This is a genomic window from Roseburia sp. OM02-15 (assembly GCF_003481835.1).
GTDB lineage: Bacteria > Bacillota > Clostridia > Lachnospirales > Lachnospiraceae > Eubacterium_I > Eubacterium_I ramulus_A.
Map to the genome: position 1 here is coordinate 49,480 of NZ_QULX01000005.1, position 16,226 is coordinate 65,705.

Here is a 16,226-nt window from a genome sequence, read left to right on the forward strand (position 1 = left end):
GTATGTCCCTATCTGCCTTGCTAGTCCTTTTAGTTCCCTGTAAATTGACGTTTTTACGATATAGTAATCAACTCCAAAGATTTTTTCAGTTAAGCCAAACATTATATCATCCATACGCAATTCTTTATCTTTTAAGCATCCTTTTTGCACCATGTCAATCGCATTTTTCTGCCATTTTGCTCAATTGTGCAACTTGCCAGTCCTGTAAAAAAACATGCAAAGCTATATATTTCCTGCACTTTTTCTTACTTTCCCTGCCTGCGCTTTCCATTTTGATCTGCAAAATTTCTTTCATTTTTGTACACAATTACTACTTTTTATCTTTCTCTTGCCTGCCCCTCTCAAATGCTTTATTATAGAGTTAGTCAAAATTCACTGAAACAGGAGGACACATCTATGGAATTAAATCAGGTATTAGAAGCAAGAAGAAGTATCCGTCATTATCAGGACCAACCGGTTGATCTGACACTGATCGGACAGATGATCGAAGCAGCGATTCTTTCTCCAAGCTGGAAAAACAGCCAGACTGCACGCTATCACGTTGTTTCATCTCCAGAAATGTTAGAAAAAATCAAAACGGACTGTCTGCCGGATTTCAATCAGAAAAACTGTCAGGACGCTCCGGTTCTCATCATCTGCACCTTTGTGAAAAACCGTGCAGGCTTCGAAAGAGACGGTCAGACATCCAATGAAGTCGGACAGGGATGGGGATTCTATGACTGTGGTCTTCATAATGAGACTCTCATTCTGAAAGCCAAAGACTTAGGTCTGGATACTCTGGTTATGGGAATCCGCGACAGCGAAAAAATCCGTGAAGCGCTAAATATTCCTGAAAATGAAGAGATCGTTTCTGTTATTTCCGTTGGATACCGCGCGGTTGATCCAGAAATGCCAAAGAGAAAATCCATGGCAGATATTACAAAATTCTATTAAGAATGCTTGAAAAAAACGATAATAGCTTTGTATTCAACACAAAAAAGAGGGGTTTTCATCTCAGTCTGAGTTGAGACTCCCACTTCTGCAAGTGGTGAGTAGTAACAAGTATTTCTCAGTGGGAGTTCAATCTCCGACTGAGATAAATGCTCCGCGAGGGCGCACATTGTCTGGGAGACAATGGTTTTGCGCCGACCGGAACGGAGTGTAGAGTGCAGTGATTCTGAAAAGAAGATGTCAGCTTGCGCTGACCAGAATCACGCACCAAGTCTCACGTGCGTTCGACTTGAATCTGATATGATTCCCCTCTTTTTTATTCGCTATAATTTACAAATCATGAAATTTTCCATCTTGCATTATCTGTCATAGCAGCATTTTACTATAAGCTTTTCTTCATAGTCTCCTATTTACAGATTTTTCTTCATAATCTCGTAACTTATAATTTCCTGCTCCAGCTTGCAGTCATGCTCCAGCATATATTGCATAACCTCCGCATAAAATCCCTTTTTCAGAAGATTTCGTGTTTTCACTTTGTCCGTTTCACTCAATTCTCTGCCATATCCGCTATAGGTTTCCAATTCAGAGACTCCCATATACAAAGGCATAAAATCTATCCCGGTTCCTTTTCGCAAATGTTTCAAAATATAGAAGCCATCCGGATCAAGATCTCCAAAATGAAACCATTGTTTCTCTGGATTTTCTTTATAAACCTGTTTCAAAAATGCCTGTTTTGCACTGTTATGATATCCTGCCAGGAAAAGATATGCACACTTTTCATCCTTCAGGCGATGAAAAGAAGTAAGATTTTCCACCGTGACTACCTTGTCTGCCCCTACACGAATAGCATTCATCTTTTGTATCAGTTCCGAAGATAGCGCGATCGGTGCATCTCCGATTCGGATACGTTGTCCATTCTCCAGCTGGATTTCTATATTTCCTTTCAGATAAATATATGACGGATTGGTATAAATCTGAAACTCTTCCAGAATGATTTTCTGCCGTTCCCTGGTATCGTCAATGCCTTCCAGAAGTTCTGAAAAATCCAGGTATTTCGAAAGCACTTTGCATACTCGCGTTCTGTAATGATCTTCAAATTCTTTGCTGCCATCCAGTATCATCATAGACAGTTCCCGTTCCAGAATTTCTTCTTTATTTGTGCAGATAAACTCTAAAATCCTTAGCAATTTGTCGCATACATCTAATTCATAATCCGGTTTTCTTCCCGCTTCGACTTTGGCAAGCTGATCCCTGCAAAACATGTCGCTAACCGCATATTTTTTCTGTTCTGTATCATCTGCAACTTCTGCAATTCTTACCTGTTCTGCATTATCTGCCACACTTATCCGCCCAGCATCATCCGTGATCTGTATATCATCCGCAAGCCCCTTCTGCATCCATCTCTCAAAAAACGCAATCTGCTCCTGAATCATATCCTTCTTCTGTTTTCTATCCAACAGTTCATAATACTCATCCAGCTTTTCCTTGCAGGCAGCCAGTTTTGTGATCACCTCATCTTTTTTATAAATCCGAATCAGTCCCTGCTCCTGCAAAACCTGCATCTCAGTTTCAAAATCCTTCACCTGTGCTACATTTGCAAAATCAGAGACATATTCTTTCCACACCTTCTCCGGTTTGACCGCAAAATTCTGTAAAACAGCATTCGTCCCCTCATAAGTTTTGCTGTTTTCATATTTGTCCAACAGGGCATGCAATAAATTACTCTGATTAATCGTTAAATTCATCCAGTTTCACTAATCCTTCCACTGCATTCGTATATCGTCCGGTAATGATCAGGCTGACGGTAGACTGAATATACTGACCGATACTTCCTATTTTCTCCGGCGGTGCGGCATAAATTACCTGAAATCCGTTTTCCTCCAGATATTTTACCATCTGCTCAATGCGCTCTCGCGACAGCGCGGAAAACGCCTCGTCGATAAATGCCAGACGCGCACAGCAGCTTCGCTGCGGATAACACTGCAACAGGCTTGCTGCCAAAATAATAAAATATGGTGTCTGTTTTTCACCATTTGACGCAGAACCCTGTTTTTTCGAAAGGTCAGCTGTTATTTTTTCCTCACCCTGACGGCTTGTGATCTCCATATCATAAGTAAAATACTTCCGATAATCCGTATATTCTTCCTCATCCTCCTCATTTAAGATCATATCCATAAATTCCCGGATGTCCCGTTCCATCTCTTCGTCTTCCCGATTGGCATTCATATACAATTCCGGAGAGTTCATGTAATTCTCCAGTTTTTTACAGATCCGGAAAAACAGTAATCGCTCCGGTTTTTCCTGCATCTTAAATTTATAGGTATCCTGCCCGAACGGAATCTGCTTCAATTCACGGTTGATCGCATCAATCTCACGTTTTGCCTCACCGATGGTCTCATTCATTTCTGCGACAAAATCATTCATAAATGCACTTTCCAGTTTCTGTGACTGATCCAGCAGTTTACTGTGCACTTCTTCAATTTTTACATTCGCAATCTCACGATATTCTTTCCGATAAAACGGAATGTACGCCGGACCACGCTGGTTCATATCCTTTCCGGCGATTTTGCAATATTCGATCTGTTCATTTTCCAGCTCTTTGACACATTCTTCCAGACCGAATCTCAGTTTTTTCAGCGACAATTCTGAAACCACACGAACCTCATCCTGCTTTGCAGAAAGTTTTTCGTATTCCTCTAACATTGCCCGTTCCAGTTCAAGATACTTCATCCGGATTTCTTCATATAGTTTTTCACAGGTATGAATCTCTCCTGAGATATTTTTTCGACGCTCCTCATAGCCTTTCTGCTCACTCTGACATTCTCCGATTTTTGTATAAAGGTGATTTTGCTGTGTCTCTACTTCCTGATAAGCCTTTTTCGCATCAATCTGCTCCTTCAAAATAGCCGCAAATTCCGGGCTTTCCTGAATCTGACGAATCGTATCTTCGTATTTATGCTTCTCCGTCTGATTTTGTGCCAGCAGCTCCGGAGCTTCCACATGGTAATTATTTATTTCCAGATCTACGCCACGCAGCGAACTGATTTTTTCTTTCGTCTGCTTCAGTTCGTCCATCACCTGATCATAGGCTTCCTGCACGATCTGTTTTTGTTCACGCACAGATTTTTTCTGCAATTCAATGGCATCCTGTCCCAGACAGATCTGCGTCTTTTTCATATTCATGCAGGAAACCGCATAACTCTTTGCAAGCATTCCGTCCTTCATCAGACCGCCTTTTGGATATTCATGCAATTCGTTCAAACTGTCGCACAGATGAATTCCGTTCAGCAGGTAGTTGGCATATCTTCTGGCATCAACATTTGGAATTACTAACTGTTCCGCAGCCGATCCTTTTACCACCTCAGAATCCGGCAGCTTATCCGTAATGACAACCGTTGCCGCATGCAGCTTCTTTTCCTGCAAAACACGCATTGCTTCCAGACAGTATTTTCTGTCCACGATCAGATAATAGCGCTTTCGTCCCAGAAAAGTCTCAATTGCCTGCCGCCAGGAAGTATCTTTCAGATCCTGAACCAGTTCTGCAAACATACGCACCTCGGCATTGATTCCCTTTTTCGCAAATGCATCTTTGATCACCTGTTTTGCCTTAACTACTTCTTCCGGGAAAATGATCTGATTTGCATCCAGCTGTTTCAACTGTTTTTCCAGATTCGTAAGTTCCTCATGCCGTATACGTTTTTCATCCTCTAAATGAACTCTCTGACTTACAAGCAGATTCTGCTGCTTCTCCACTGCATCCAGTAAACGAAGCAGTTCCTTACGTTTCTGATCCGCGGAAGATCCTGCTTCCCCAAGATGCAGTAAGACCGGTCTGCTGCCAGCATCCAGTTTTTCCAGCAACCATGCAATTTCTGTGGAAAGTGCCTTCTGAATCCGCAGCAATTTGGCAGTCTGTTCCTCTTCCTTTTCGATTTTAAACGAAATCTGCTGAACCTGACTTTTCAGATTTTCTATGGATTTTTGCATTCCCTGGTAAGCGTCATTGGACTCCGCGATCTGTAACCGCTCTCTTGCTGCTTCCAGAAGTTTTTGCAGATCCTTCTGTCTCTGCTCCAGTTCTTTTTTCTTCTGCTCTAATTCCGTGACATGAATCTCAATTTCCTCTTTTTCCTTCTGTTTTGCCAGAACTTCCTGATACTTAAAGATCATTTCCCGAATGTTGAAATTTCGCTTTTTCGTTTCGTATTGCTGACTTTTATTTTCAATCTCTACCAGTTTATTTTTGCTGTCACGCAGATCTTCATACATTTTCCGGATATGGTCGAACTGCTCCCGCTGTTCCCGAAGTTCCTTCAAAGAATCCACATTTCCCGGCTCCAGTACACATTCCGCAATAAACTGATCAATGTTATTCTGTGGATCAAATGCCATCATTTTGATCAGTTTGGAACGGTATTTGCTTACCTCACAGCGCAATCCCAGCGCACGTATGATTTGCTCCGTTCCACGCTCTCTGCCCATAAACTCTGCCGATTTCATGCGGACACCTTTTACTTCCAGCAGATTTTTCGGTGTTACATACATGTTTTTTCCATCAATCTCACAAAAATTTAGATCCTCGATCTGCGCATTTCTGCAGACAAACCAGCTACTGCCGGGTGCAGAAACCTCATCCGGGGATTCTATGCACACGCCGATCACCAGATGTTCCTGCTCTGCCGGTGACCAGAATTCCATTGCAATATAACTGACAACCTGTCCCTGACGGAGATACCTCGTTGCACCATTACTTTTCGTATCGCCCCGCACATAGCCTTTTACCGTTCTGTCCTTATCTTTTGCCGCTTTGTTAAACTGTGTATTTCCAGTGAGCACATACGTCATGGCATCCAGAACCGTTGATTTACCACTTCCGTTGACACCGGTAAACAAGGTGGAACCTTCCAATTCGATACACACATGCTGAAAACGGGACCACTGCACTAATAATAATTTCGTTGCTGCTTTTCTATTCTGCATCATCCGCATCTTCCTCCATTTCGGTATCTTCTTTTTCCATCATTCTCTTTTCCGTCACTTCCACAAACTTTTTAAATTCCTCTGTATCCAAAGCAAACTGCAAAGATGCATACAGGCGGATGAGGCAATCCGGCTCCCCGACCTTTCCTTTCACTTCGATCAGATTGTAACGGGAAAATAATTTCAGGATATTTGCCATCAATGTTTTGTCTAACGGTTCCTTGAGTCCGTATTTTTCCAATGTAAATCCAAGATCCGTGATGGAAACTGTAATTGTCTGTGCCAGGCTTCCGCTGCGCAGGCGGTCCACATACAACGTCCACAGACAGCACAGCACCAGACTCTCCGCTTTCTTCAACGCCAGACGGTTACCCTGAAGTTTTCCATTTTCGCCAAACTCCGCACTGTTTCGAAGCATGACTACACCATTTTCCCGGTCAAGCACGATATCAAATCCAATAAAGGAAAAATACTGTTCAAATACTTCCTGCCGCTTTGCCACAAAATAATACATTTTTTTATAATCTTCGTCCTTGTCCCGCACAAGAAACGTCTGTTTTAAGAGTCTTCTACAGCTTTTCTGAAATAAATGCTTCTCCGAAGAAGTAAAATCTTCCCATATTGTCTCTATACTCATCATGCATCCTCCTTCGTTATCTTAAACCGTCTCAAACGCATGTCATTTGCTTCATAAAATCCATCCTGCACTTCCACTTCAAATCCGTTTTCCTTTGCATAGGTGATCGCGGAAATATTGGCAAGAATATCTTCTTTTCGATGCAGCGGGAGATCCTCACTCTGAATTTCTCTGGCATCTCTCATCTGTTTTTCCAGATAACGCTTCATCATATCCCGGGCATACGGGTTGTACGCCTCTTTTCGCTGTGCTTCCATTGCCGCCTGAATTGCTTCTTCTGTCATTTCTTCGATTTCTGTCACAACCGGCTCTTTGATCGACTGCATCTGACGCGGGAAGCGCACAGATCCCTCATCCAGGAATTCGTGACTGTTCAGTTGGAACAGGTCTTCCATCTCCTCCGGCAGCGTATCTTTCATGGAAAGTTCTGTCATTTCTTCCATCAGATACCGCATGGTCCTCTCTACATTTCCACGGATATCATTCTCACGATTTCTCAGGAATCGCGCCCTGCCGATTGCGATCTGCAGATAAATATTGATCTTATGCTTGATATCATGCATAATCTGGTCATAATCTTCATCCAGAAAACGCTTGGTTGCCTGAATCATATCCAGTACCAGGTCTTCTGCCTGCATATGATCCATATTTTCTTCTTCCATGCAATCCTGTACCATACGCTCAAATACCGGTTCATCCGCGATCATCCCATCTAATTTTGTTTTTATAAAAATTCGATAAATATGGATATTCTGCTGTTTCGTCAGTCTGGAATACTCACGGATAAAATTTCCGTCACAATATTCCAGAATATTTTCGGTCAGGCTCTCCAGTGTCTGTTCCTGCACCATTTTTTCAATAATCTTTCGAATGAATGTAGAAAGTTTTTTCAACGCTTTGGAGAGATCCCTTGCGTTTTTATTTATATTTTTTATGCCGTTTACATATGGATTTTCTTTCCACTGTTCCGGATTATTTAACGTATTGTATATGTTGTAAATATAACTGGAAAATTCCTCCTGCTCCGGTTTTTCCAACTGATTTAAAAACTCTGCCAGCGCAATTCCGTTTTCCGTCATTACGATCTGTTTTTCGTATGTCGTATCATCAATTTCTTCATACAGCCAGCCAATCTCTTTTGAAATAAATTTGCGAATCACAGCTGCTGCCATATCATTTGCGGTCCTGTCTCCGGTGTACTCCTCCTCTGACAATTCCACATGATGCTCCAGGAAATAAATTGCCAGCGTATCCCGGATCCTGTTTCGCGGAATACGATAACTGATCTCTCTTTCATATTCTTTATAAATCAACTGCATGCAGTCGGCATAAATTCTCTGATTGCTGCCACTTGCCAGATTATTGAAAAATCCTGCCGGAATTACATTAAAAACTTGAAACATCAAAAAAGCTCCTTCCTATGTATTTTCCGTTCTTTTTTATATCATACTATAGATCCTTTGTTTTTTGCAAATTCAAGCGACCATTAGTTTAAAAAAAGAAAAAAGTGCAGCAATCATTTCTTTCATTGCTACACTTTTCATATTTATACTTTATACGTTATGTAAGTTTTTTATCTCAGTTATGAAAACTCTCACTTCTATAAATCGTGAGTAATATTTACCGCCAGATTCCCCGCCGCTTTCGTATTTTATAATACATACTGTTTTCCATCACCATAACTTTTTCCAATGGAACGCTCTTGAACACCGGCATTTTCATCTTGAACTTGATCCAGAAGAAGGAATAAACCGCCAATATCGCAAAAGTAATTCCCGTTACCAGCCAGATCATATTGCGCTCCACCGGATCTGTGGAAATATTCAGAATCATATAAATAATTCCTGCAATACCAACAATTGGAAGCACCGGTCCGAAGGGCACTTTAAAACTAAGAAAATGCCATCTCTTATGTTCTGGTAAACAAAAAAGACGCCTGCGGCTGCAGACATCCTTGACTGGTTTCATTTTCTATATTTTGTTTGCTTTTTTTATTTGCACTTATCATAATCACTCAATATGGATTTGTATTGTAAAAAACGATACAAGATTCAAGTCGAACGCACGTGAGACTTGGTGCGTGATTCTGGTCAGCGCAAGCTGACATCTTCTTTTCAGAATCACTGCACTCTACACTCCGTTCCGGTCGGCGCAAAACCATTGTCTCCCAGACAATGTGCGCCCTCGCGGAGCATTTATCTCAGTCGGAGATTGAACTCCCACTGAGAAATACTTGTTACTACTCACCACTTGCAGAAGTGGGAGTCTCAACTCAGACTGAGATGAATTCGATAAATTATTTGAAGTTTGCTCCACACGCAATTTCAGGGTGATTTATTTTATTATCTTTGCTTTTTATGATTCGTTCACCAGTTTGCCGGTCATATGCTCAGGGCTCAACTCCAGACAAAGCACGCGCACCAGGGAATGTGTCAGTTCATGTTCCAGATAAGCGGCATCATCCGTAAATTTTCGACACAGATTTGTGCAAATATATTTTGTCTTCTCTGCCTCTTTCACAACGCTGATCTGCCCAAAAACCACTACACTGCGAATGTTCAACGCCCACTCGCCTTCTTTGCGATATCCCTGATCATAAACACAATAAGACGCTTTACTGCAAGCTTTCAATAATTGTATCATGGATTGCTGACCAATTACCAGTATATGTCAAATTTTTTATATCCAAAAACTATATCCACACAGACAAAAATGCGAATCCAACACTTACTAACATCGACCTTTCAGCATGATACGTTTTCAAAAATACTCTATCTATAATTGGTATTGCCCATGCGATTAACCCTGTTATAATGCTCGCTACAGAATACAGCACTATTACACCATCCCGCAACAACAGAATACACAAAAATATGATGATGGTTCTGAAATAATAATATAGCATAGAATGTTTTCCATATCTATACTGGAAACTGTAAGTTGTAAAAATCAGCGGGTAAGTTGCATTTCACGATTTATTCAGAATAAATCAGACATTTTTCTCATAATCTAATTAATTGAATTACAGAATTAAAGATTTCTGGTCATGTTTTGACCAAATAGAAAAAATCCCGGAAGCAATGTACTTCCGGGATATAAACTCTTTTGAAAAATCTCTTCCGAGAAAATTATCTCTTTGAGAACTGTGGTGCACGACGAGCAGATTTGAGACCTGGCTTTTTACGCTCTTTCATTCTCGGGTCACGTGTTAAGTATCCGGCTTTCTTCAGAACTGGTCTGTAGTCAGCGTCTACTGTAAGTAATGCACGTGCGATACCATGTCTGATAGCACCAGCCTGTCCTGTGTAACCGCCACCTTTAACGTTTACCAGTACATCAAATTTGTCAACGTTCTCTGTAGCTACTAACGGCTGACGAACGATAACTTTTAATGTCTCAAGACCAAGATACTCATCGATATCTCTTTTATTGATTGTGATTTTACCTGTACCCGGTACAAGGTAAACTCTTGCGATAGATTTTTTTCTTCTTCCTGTTCCGTAATATTTAGTATTAGCCATGATTATTTACCTCCTTCACCGATTAAAATGTCAGAACTTCTGGTTTCTGAGCTGCATGTTTGTGATCTGGTCCAGCGTATACAAATAATTTTTTGTACATCTGACGTCCAAGAGGTCCTTTCGGGAGCATGCCTTTAACAGCAAACTCAATAACTCTTTCCGGATGTTTAGCCAGCATCTCTTTTAATGTAGTCTCTTTCATTCCGCCTACATAATCAGAGTGATGATAGTAAATCTTCTGATCTAATTTTTTACCTGTAACTTTGATCTTCTCAGCGTTTACAACGATTACATAATCACCTGTATCGATGTGCGGTGTGAAGACAGCTTTGTTTTTACCTCTTAAAACCTTAGCGATTTCAGAAGATAAACGTCCTAATGTATATCCTGTAGCATCAACTACATACCATTTTCTTTCAACTTTGTCCGGGTTGGCCATGAATGTGTTATTCATTGATTTTTCCTCCTTGAATAAATTTGCGGCTTCCACAAATGTGAATGTCCGGACACATCTGCTTCCTGCCTGTTAATTTTGAATAATGTGTCTGCATTATCCGGGTTTTGTTTTCTCTGACTTGTGGAGAATCATCAAAAACTCTGCCCTGCTGTCGGGTCCCAACCGACCGCCTATATATGAAATGCTTTTTTGCACACAAAAACACTCTTTGTCAGACTTGTATATTATAGTACAGCGTGCTCCCTGTGTCAACGATTTTTTCCATAAAATTATGCTATTCATTTCATTTATCATATATATTCAAATAACGTTCCTGCTTATCTGAAAATGTGGTAAAAAACATATGATGAGCAAGTGCATTTTTCATGTTTTTGCTGATTTCCTCTCCTATGTTTTCAACTTATGATTTCTAATTCCGTACTTTGCAAACTCATTCACATGTTTTGTTCACTCTACCCACTCATATTTTTTCAGTTCGCAGTTTTTAATTCCAAATTTTGCAAACTCTTCGTTGGTCATATCATGGAAATAAGATTCGATCACTCTTGAAATACCATTGTGCGCCACCAACAGATATGTCTTTCCATCGTTCCGCTCTTTAAGGTCGTCCAGCAAGTTGTAAATTCTCTGGCAGAGATGCAGCATCGTCTCACCGCCCTCATAGCTGCAGATAAAATTTGTTTTTGCTTTCTGAAACTCCGGTGCATTTCTTGGTGAAGTACCTTCGTATTTTCCAAAATTCTGCTCTTTCAAACGCGGTTCTTCGATTGCCGGAATTCCTGTGATCTCAGAAATATGTCTGGCGGTATCTGCTGCACGTATTAATGGTGAATACAAAATCTCATCAATCTGCAATCCTTCTTCCAAAATTTTCTGTCCAAGTGCAATTGCCTGCTCCTGTCCATATTCCGTCAATGCAATGTCCGTGGAACCACAGATTTTATCTTCCATATTCCAGAATGTCTGTCCATGACGCGTAAAATATACACATTTCTTATTTTTACTCATTTTCATACCTCAATTTTATTCTGACGTTCTTTAGCTTTCAGATACATACATTTACTTTTATAATTCTTTCAGTTGAAAAATAATGCTATTTGTATTCATTCTCATCTGATTTCAAACAATTGAATCATCTACATTCTAGACCGATTAATCCTTCTGTTCATCTCAGTCTGAGTTGAGACTCCCACTTCTGCAAGTGGTGAGTAGTAACAAGTATTTCTCAGTGGGAGTTCAATCTCCGACTGAGATAAATGCTCCGCGAGGGCGCACATTGTCTGGGAGACAATGGTTTTGCGCCGACCGGAACGGAGTGTAGAGTGCAGTGATTCTGAAAAGATGATGTCAGCTTACGCTGACCAGAATCACGCACCAAGTCTCACGTGCGTTCGACTTGAACCTCCATCAGGCTTTCCGGCGGAATCTCGTACTCAATCCCAATCATCGTCAGCCCATGCGCCGGAGCCGTCGGTCCTGCCGCTTTCCGATCCTTTTTTTCTAATATCACCGGAATATCCTCCGGTGCGATCTTACCGATTCCCACATCAAAAAGCGTTCCCGCAATGATCCGCACCATATTATAGAGGAAGCCACTTCCGGTAATCCGAATCGTTAATAATTCACCATCCTGTTTTAACTCACAGGAATAAATCGTGCGGGTCGTATCCTCCACTGCAGTATTTACTGAACAGAAACTTTTAAAATCATGTGTTCCCTCGAACTGTTCTGCCGCCTCACACATCGCCGGAATATTCAGTTTTCGGTAAACAAACCAGGTATCCAGACGTCTCTGCGGCATCGGAAATTCACGGTTTAAAATACGATATTCATAGGTCTTGCGACTGTTGCAGTGACGCGGATGCCAGTCTAACGGAATTTCACTGGAATTCTGCACCACAATATCATCCGGCAAACGCTGGTTCAGCGCATAGGAAATCTTTTCCGCCGGCATCCGTGCATTTGTGTCAAACACTGCCACGTTTCCATAAGAATGTACTCCGGAATCCGTACGACTCGCGCCGATGACCACGATATCTTCCTTCAATAATTTGCTCAGTTCCCGGTTCAGGACACCTTCTATCGTAATTCCGTTTGGCTGCACCTGCCATCCGCAATAATTAGTCCCGTCATAGGCAACCACAAGTTTCACTCGTTTCACACCCAAACACCTCCCTTTTCATGTAAAAATATAATTTATTTCTACCTAACAATTTTTACTAACATTTTTTTCAATTCAAGAATGCTCCGGCATTCTTGTTGCGAGGTGCGCGTCATGCAATTGCATGACATACTTCAACTGCGCACTTCTGTAATCCTCCCGGAGGCTATATCAGATGGGGGATTGACTCCCACCACTGATACTAACTTGTTTCTCACCACCTATAGAGGTGGGAGTCATCTCCCATCTGATATAAAAACTTTAAAACAACCTACAAAAAACTGCATAAATTCAAGTAGACAAACATACCACATATCTCACAGATTTTCCTGCGTATGATTCAAGAATGACTTTATTCTCCCACAGAGTTTTTCATCCTCTCTCACCCGATATATTCTTCTCACTGAATCCATACAGTTTCCTCATTATTTCAATTTCATTCTATAAAATTTACTATTATCGCTTTTCAAAACTTTATAAAAAGATCCGTATCACAATAATCACCGCCAGATACACGACCATCACCGCATATGCCTTATAATCCGCCGAAATATAACGCAGCGGTTTCATCTTGGTTCTGCCCTCACCACCGTGATAACAGCGCGCTTCCATAGCCGTCGCCAGATCATTGGCACGTCGGAATGCAGATACAAACAGCGGCACCAGGATCGGCACCATCGCTTTGGCTCTCTGAATGATATTACCCTCTTCAAAATTCGCGCCTCTTGCCATCTGTGCTTTTTTGATCTTATCCGCTTCCTCTGCCAGAATCGGGATAAAACGCATGGCGATCGACATCATCATAGCGATTTCATGCACCGGAACTCCGATTTTTGACAATGGTTTTAAGCCTTCTTCCAGACCATCCGTCAGCTTGTTCGGTGTCGTTGTCAGCGTCATCACAGAAGTACCTACAACCAGATAGATCAGTCGGATTGTAAAATATACCGTATTGCTGACACCCTGATCTGTGATATGGATAAATTTCCATGCAAAATAAGTATTGTCTCCCTGTGTAAAAAACAGGTTACATACTGCTGTAATAACGACAAGCACCCAAATTGCCCGGACACCTTTCAACATAAACGAAAACGGAACCCTTGACAGTTTTATAATCACAAGCAAAAACAGAGTGACTACAACAAATCCCACAAAATCGTGAAACAGGAACAAAGACACAAGATACATCAGTGTTGCCAGCAGTTTCACACGGGGATCCAGTCTGTGTATGATCGACTCGGTCGGATAATATTGTCCAAGTGTAATATCCTTTAACATAACTTCATAATCTCTTTCTTAGCTTCCTCTATCGTGGTTACCGAAGTATTGACATCCAGACCTGCTTTTTTCAGATCCTTCATCAGATACGTAACCTGTGGCACTGCCAGCGATACCCGTTCCAGTTCTTCCACATGGGAAAAAACTTCCGCCGGCGTTCCATCCAGCATCAGGCTTCCATGATTCAACACGATAATACGATCTACATAGTTGGCAACGTCTTCCATACTGTGAGACACCAAAAGCACGGTCATTTTCATATTCTCATGCAGCTCGCGGATCAGGTCAAATAATTCATCCCGTCCCTTCGGATCCAAACCGGCAGTCGGCTCATCCAAAATCAGTACTTTCGGATTCATGGCAATGACACCGGCAATGGCTGCACGGCGTTTCTGCCCACCGGAAAGTTCAAACGGTGACATTTCCCAGTATTTTTCCGGAAGTTTTACTCTAATAAGCGCTTCTTTTGCTTTCTCCAGTGCTTCTTCCGCGGAAAATCCCTGATTTTGTGGACCATAAGCGGCATCTTTTAATACTGTTATCTCAAAAAGCTGGTACTCCGGATACTGAAACACCAGTCCCACTTTTCCTCTCAGGGAACGCAGGGAATATCCCGGTGCATAAATATCCTCACCGTTGTAATAAATATGCCCCTCATCTGCCTTGATCAGTCCATCCAACAGCTGGATCAATGTAGATTTTCCAGAGCCGGTATGACCGATGATTCCGACAAACTGTCCTTCTTCGATTTCCAGATTCAGATTTTTCAATGCATGTATCTCGTATGCACTGCCCGGTGCATAGGTGTAACTCAGGTTTTCGATTTTAATTGACATATTGCCTCCACCAGTTCCTGTCTGCTTAAAATCCCGTCCGGGATTGGCAGACTTTCCTTTTTCAGTTCCCATGCAAGCCGGGTGATCTGTGGTACATCTAAGCCATAACTTAACAGTGTTTCTACCTGTGAAAAAATCTCACGGGGTGTTCCCTGCATCACCACACGACCGTCATCCATGACAAACACATAATCCGCATCGATAACTTCTTCCATATAATGTGTGATCAGAATAACCGTTACATCTTTTTGCCGGTTCAAACGATGTACCGTGTTTAATACTTCTTTTCGACCATTCGGATCCAGCATGGCAGTCGGCTCATCCATAATGATGCATTTGGGCTCCATTGCCACAACACCTGCAATGGCAACGCGCTGTTTCTGACCACCGGACAAACGGTTCGGAGAATGATAACGGTATGCTGTCATGCCGACTGCCTCCAGACTGTGTCCGACACGCTCCCAGATTTCTTCTGTAGGCACGCCGATATTTTCCGGTCCAAACGCCACGTCTTCTTCTACCACACCCGCAACGATCTGGTTGTCCGGATTCTGAAAGATCATACCTGCTTCCTTGCGGATATCCAGAATATTTTCATCCTTTGCCGTGTCTTTTCCATCTACCCAGACGGTTCCCTCACTCGGTGTCAGCAATGCATTCAGATGTTTTGCAAACGTAGATTTACCGGAACCGTTATGTCCCAGCACAGCAATAAACTGCCCTTCTTCCACTTCGATATTCACATCATCCAGCGCCAGTGTCACATCCTGCACTTCGCCCTGTTCATCCCGGCGCACAAATTTATGTTTTAATTTTTCTGCCTTAATAAATGCCATGTGTAAGAATCCTCTTTCATGCTTATCTGTCTCATTCTCTGCGAAACATCACTTTTCTACATAAAATGTCCAGCCAGGCACGTTACTCAATATAATCGTCAAATTTTGTCAGATGTCCCATCAGCTGCATCTGAGAAAAATTATTCTGGCGCAGTGCCTCGTACAGCACAACTGCCACAGAATTGGACAGATTCAGGGAACGGATGTCACTTAACATTGGAATCCGCACGCATCTGTCTTTGTTATGTGCAAGAATATCTTCCGGGATTCCGGCACTTTCTTTTCCAAACATAATATAGCAGTCTTCTTCATAGGACACTTCTGTATACACATTTTGTCCTTTTGTGGTTGCCATATAAATCTTCGCTCCCGGATTTTTCTCCAGGAACTCCTGATAATTTACATAAGTTGTCACATCAAGATCTTTCCAGTAATCCATACCTGCCCGCTTGATCTGTTTTTCATTCAGACGGAATCCAAGAGGCTCGATCAGATGCAGGCGTGTACCTGTTGCTACACAGGTACGCCCGATATTTCCTGTATTTGCCGGGATCTCCGGCTCATACAGAACAATGTTCAATTTTGCCATA

At 41.8% G+C, this 16,226-nt stretch carries 15 protein-coding genes; 1 reads left to right on the forward strand and 14 read right to left on the reverse strand.

What is annotated here, in order from left to right; all coding sequences use genetic code 11:
* Nucleotides 1-396: 396 nt before the first annotated feature.
* Nucleotides 397-933, forward strand: a complete 537-nt coding sequence (locus DXB15_RS06390) for a nitroreductase family protein (protein WP_118702366.1) — start codon at nucleotides 397-399, stop codon at nucleotides 931-933.
* Between the two features lie 407 nt (nucleotides 934-1,340).
* On the opposite strand, the gene DXB15_RS06395 is transcribed toward DXB15_RS06390, so the two are convergent.
* The 14 genes from DXB15_RS06395 to trmL form a co-directional block, all read right to left on the reverse strand.
* Nucleotides 1,341-2,675, reverse strand: a complete 1,335-nt coding sequence (locus DXB15_RS06395; protein ID WP_118702367.1) for a Wadjet anti-phage system protein JetD domain-containing protein — start codon at nucleotides 2,673-2,675, stop codon at nucleotides 1,341-1,343.
* Nucleotides 2,659-5,913, reverse strand: a complete 3,255-nt coding sequence (locus tag DXB15_RS06400; RefSeq protein WP_158582201.1) for an SbcC/MukB-like Walker B domain-containing protein — start codon at nucleotides 5,911-5,913, stop codon at nucleotides 2,659-2,661. Before DXB15_RS06400 ends, DXB15_RS06395 begins: the two co-directional genes overlap by 17 nt.
* The gene (locus DXB15_RS06405) at nucleotides 5,900-6,547 is read right to left on the reverse strand and encodes a DUF4194 domain-containing protein (RefSeq protein ID WP_158582202.1); all 648 of its coding nucleotides are present in this window, start codon (nucleotides 6,545-6,547) and stop codon (nucleotides 5,900-5,902) included. Before DXB15_RS06405 ends, DXB15_RS06400 begins: the two co-directional genes overlap by 14 nt.
* Nucleotides 6,547-7,950, reverse strand: coding sequence for a Wadjet anti-phage system protein JetA family protein (locus tag DXB15_RS06410; protein ID WP_243115603.1), 1,404 nt, complete (start codon nucleotides 7,948-7,950; stop codon nucleotides 6,547-6,549). The genes DXB15_RS06405 and DXB15_RS06410 overlap by 1 nt, the downstream gene beginning before the upstream one ends.
* 217 nt (nucleotides 7,951-8,167) lie before the next feature.
* The gene (locus DXB15_RS06415; protein ID WP_147404770.1) at nucleotides 8,168-8,380 is read right to left on the reverse strand and encodes a hypothetical protein; all 213 of its coding nucleotides are present in this window, start codon (nucleotides 8,378-8,380) and stop codon (nucleotides 8,168-8,170) included.
* Between the two features lie 522 nt (nucleotides 8,381-8,902).
* Nucleotides 8,903-9,190, reverse strand: coding sequence for a pyridoxamine 5'-phosphate oxidase family protein (locus DXB15_RS06420; RefSeq protein WP_147404771.1), 288 nt, complete (start codon nucleotides 9,188-9,190; stop codon nucleotides 8,903-8,905).
* 485 nt (nucleotides 9,191-9,675) lie between these two features.
* Entirely contained in the window at nucleotides 9,676-10,068 is a 393-nt protein-coding gene (rpsI, locus tag DXB15_RS06425; protein WP_118702373.1) for a 30S ribosomal protein S9, read from the reverse strand.
* A gap of 22 nt (nucleotides 10,069-10,090) precedes the next feature.
* Nucleotides 10,091-10,522 carry a 50S ribosomal protein L13 gene (gene rplM / locus DXB15_RS06430; protein WP_109216601.1) on the reverse strand — a complete coding sequence of 144 codons (432 nt, stop codon included), beginning with the start codon at nucleotides 10,520-10,522 and terminating at the stop codon, nucleotides 10,091-10,093.
* A 450-nt stretch (nucleotides 10,523-10,972) separates the two neighbouring features.
* The gene (locus DXB15_RS06440; protein WP_118702374.1) at nucleotides 10,973-11,533 is read right to left on the reverse strand and encodes a histidine phosphatase family protein; all 561 of its coding nucleotides are present in this window, start codon (nucleotides 11,531-11,533) and stop codon (nucleotides 10,973-10,975) included.
* 373 nt (nucleotides 11,534-11,906) lie between these two features.
* The gene (gene truA / locus DXB15_RS06445) at nucleotides 11,907-12,686 is read right to left on the reverse strand and encodes a tRNA pseudouridine(38-40) synthase TruA (protein ID WP_109216981.1); all 780 of its coding nucleotides are present in this window, start codon (nucleotides 12,684-12,686) and stop codon (nucleotides 11,907-11,909) included.
* Between the two features lie 474 nt (nucleotides 12,687-13,160).
* Nucleotides 13,161-13,964, reverse strand: a complete 804-nt coding sequence (locus DXB15_RS06450) for an energy-coupling factor transporter transmembrane component T family protein (protein WP_118702375.1) — start codon at nucleotides 13,962-13,964, stop codon at nucleotides 13,161-13,163.
* Nucleotides 13,958-14,800, reverse strand: coding sequence for an energy-coupling factor transporter ATPase (locus tag DXB15_RS06455; protein ID WP_118702376.1), 843 nt, complete (start codon nucleotides 14,798-14,800; stop codon nucleotides 13,958-13,960). Before DXB15_RS06455 ends, DXB15_RS06450 begins: the two co-directional genes overlap by 7 nt.
* A complete protein-coding gene (locus DXB15_RS06460) occupies nucleotides 14,776-15,636 on the reverse strand; it encodes an energy-coupling factor transporter ATPase (RefSeq protein WP_118702377.1) in 861 nt (286 codons plus the stop codon). Before DXB15_RS06460 ends, DXB15_RS06455 begins: the two co-directional genes overlap by 25 nt.
* An 82-nt stretch (nucleotides 15,637-15,718) precedes the next feature.
* Nucleotides 15,719-16,225 carry a tRNA (uridine(34)/cytosine(34)/5-carboxymethylaminomethyluridine(34)-2'-O)-methyltransferase TrmL gene (trmL, locus tag DXB15_RS06465; protein WP_109216438.1) on the reverse strand — a complete coding sequence of 169 codons (507 nt, stop codon included), beginning with the start codon at nucleotides 16,223-16,225 and terminating at the stop codon, nucleotides 15,719-15,721.
* Nucleotide 16,226: the final 1 nt, after the last annotated feature.

Coding starts and splice junctions, on each gene's coding strand:
- DXB15_RS06405 (WP_158582202.1), bottom strand. CDS start 6,547: ATGAGTATAGAGACAATATGGGAAGATTTTACTTCTTCGGAGAAGCAT.
- DXB15_RS06420 (WP_147404771.1), bottom strand. CDS start 9,190: ATGATACAATTATTGAAAGCTTGCAGTAAAGCGTCTTATTGTGTTTAT.
- DXB15_RS06410 (WP_243115603.1), bottom strand. CDS start 7,950: ATGTTTCAAGTTTTTAATGTAATTCCGGCAGGATTTTTCAATAATCTG.
- DXB15_RS06460 (WP_118702377.1), bottom strand. CDS start 15,636: ATGGCATTTATTAAGGCAGAAAAATTAAAACATAAATTTGTGCGCCGG.
- rplM (WP_109216601.1), bottom strand. CDS start 10,522: ATGAATAACACATTCATGGCCAACCCGGACAAAGTTGAAAGAAAATGG.
- DXB15_RS06440 (WP_118702374.1), bottom strand. CDS start 11,533: ATGAGTAAAAATAAGAAATGTGTATATTTTACGCGTCATGGACAGACA.
- DXB15_RS06400 (WP_158582201.1), bottom strand. CDS start 5,913: ATGATGCAGAATAGAAAAGCAGCAACGAAATTATTATTAGTGCAGTGG.
- DXB15_RS06395 (WP_118702367.1), bottom strand. CDS start 2,675: ATGAATTTAACGATTAATCAGAGTAATTTATTGCATGCCCTGTTGGAC.
- DXB15_RS06390 (WP_118702366.1), top strand. CDS start 397: ATGGAATTAAATCAGGTATTAGAAGCAAGAAGAAGTATCCGTCATTAT.
- DXB15_RS06415 (WP_147404770.1), bottom strand. CDS start 8,380: ATGATTCTGAATATTTCCACAGATCCGGTGGAGCGCAATATGATCTGG.
- DXB15_RS06450 (WP_118702375.1), bottom strand. CDS start 13,964: ATGTTAAAGGATATTACACTTGGACAATATTATCCGACCGAGTCGATC.
- trmL (WP_109216438.1), bottom strand. CDS start 16,225: ATGGCAAAATTGAACATTGTTCTGTATGAGCCGGAGATCCCGGCAAAT.
- rpsI (WP_118702373.1), bottom strand. CDS start 10,068: ATGGCTAATACTAAATATTACGGAACAGGAAGAAGAAAAAAATCTATC.
- DXB15_RS06455 (WP_118702376.1), bottom strand. CDS start 14,800: ATGTCAATTAAAATCGAAAACCTGAGTTACACCTATGCACCGGGCAGT.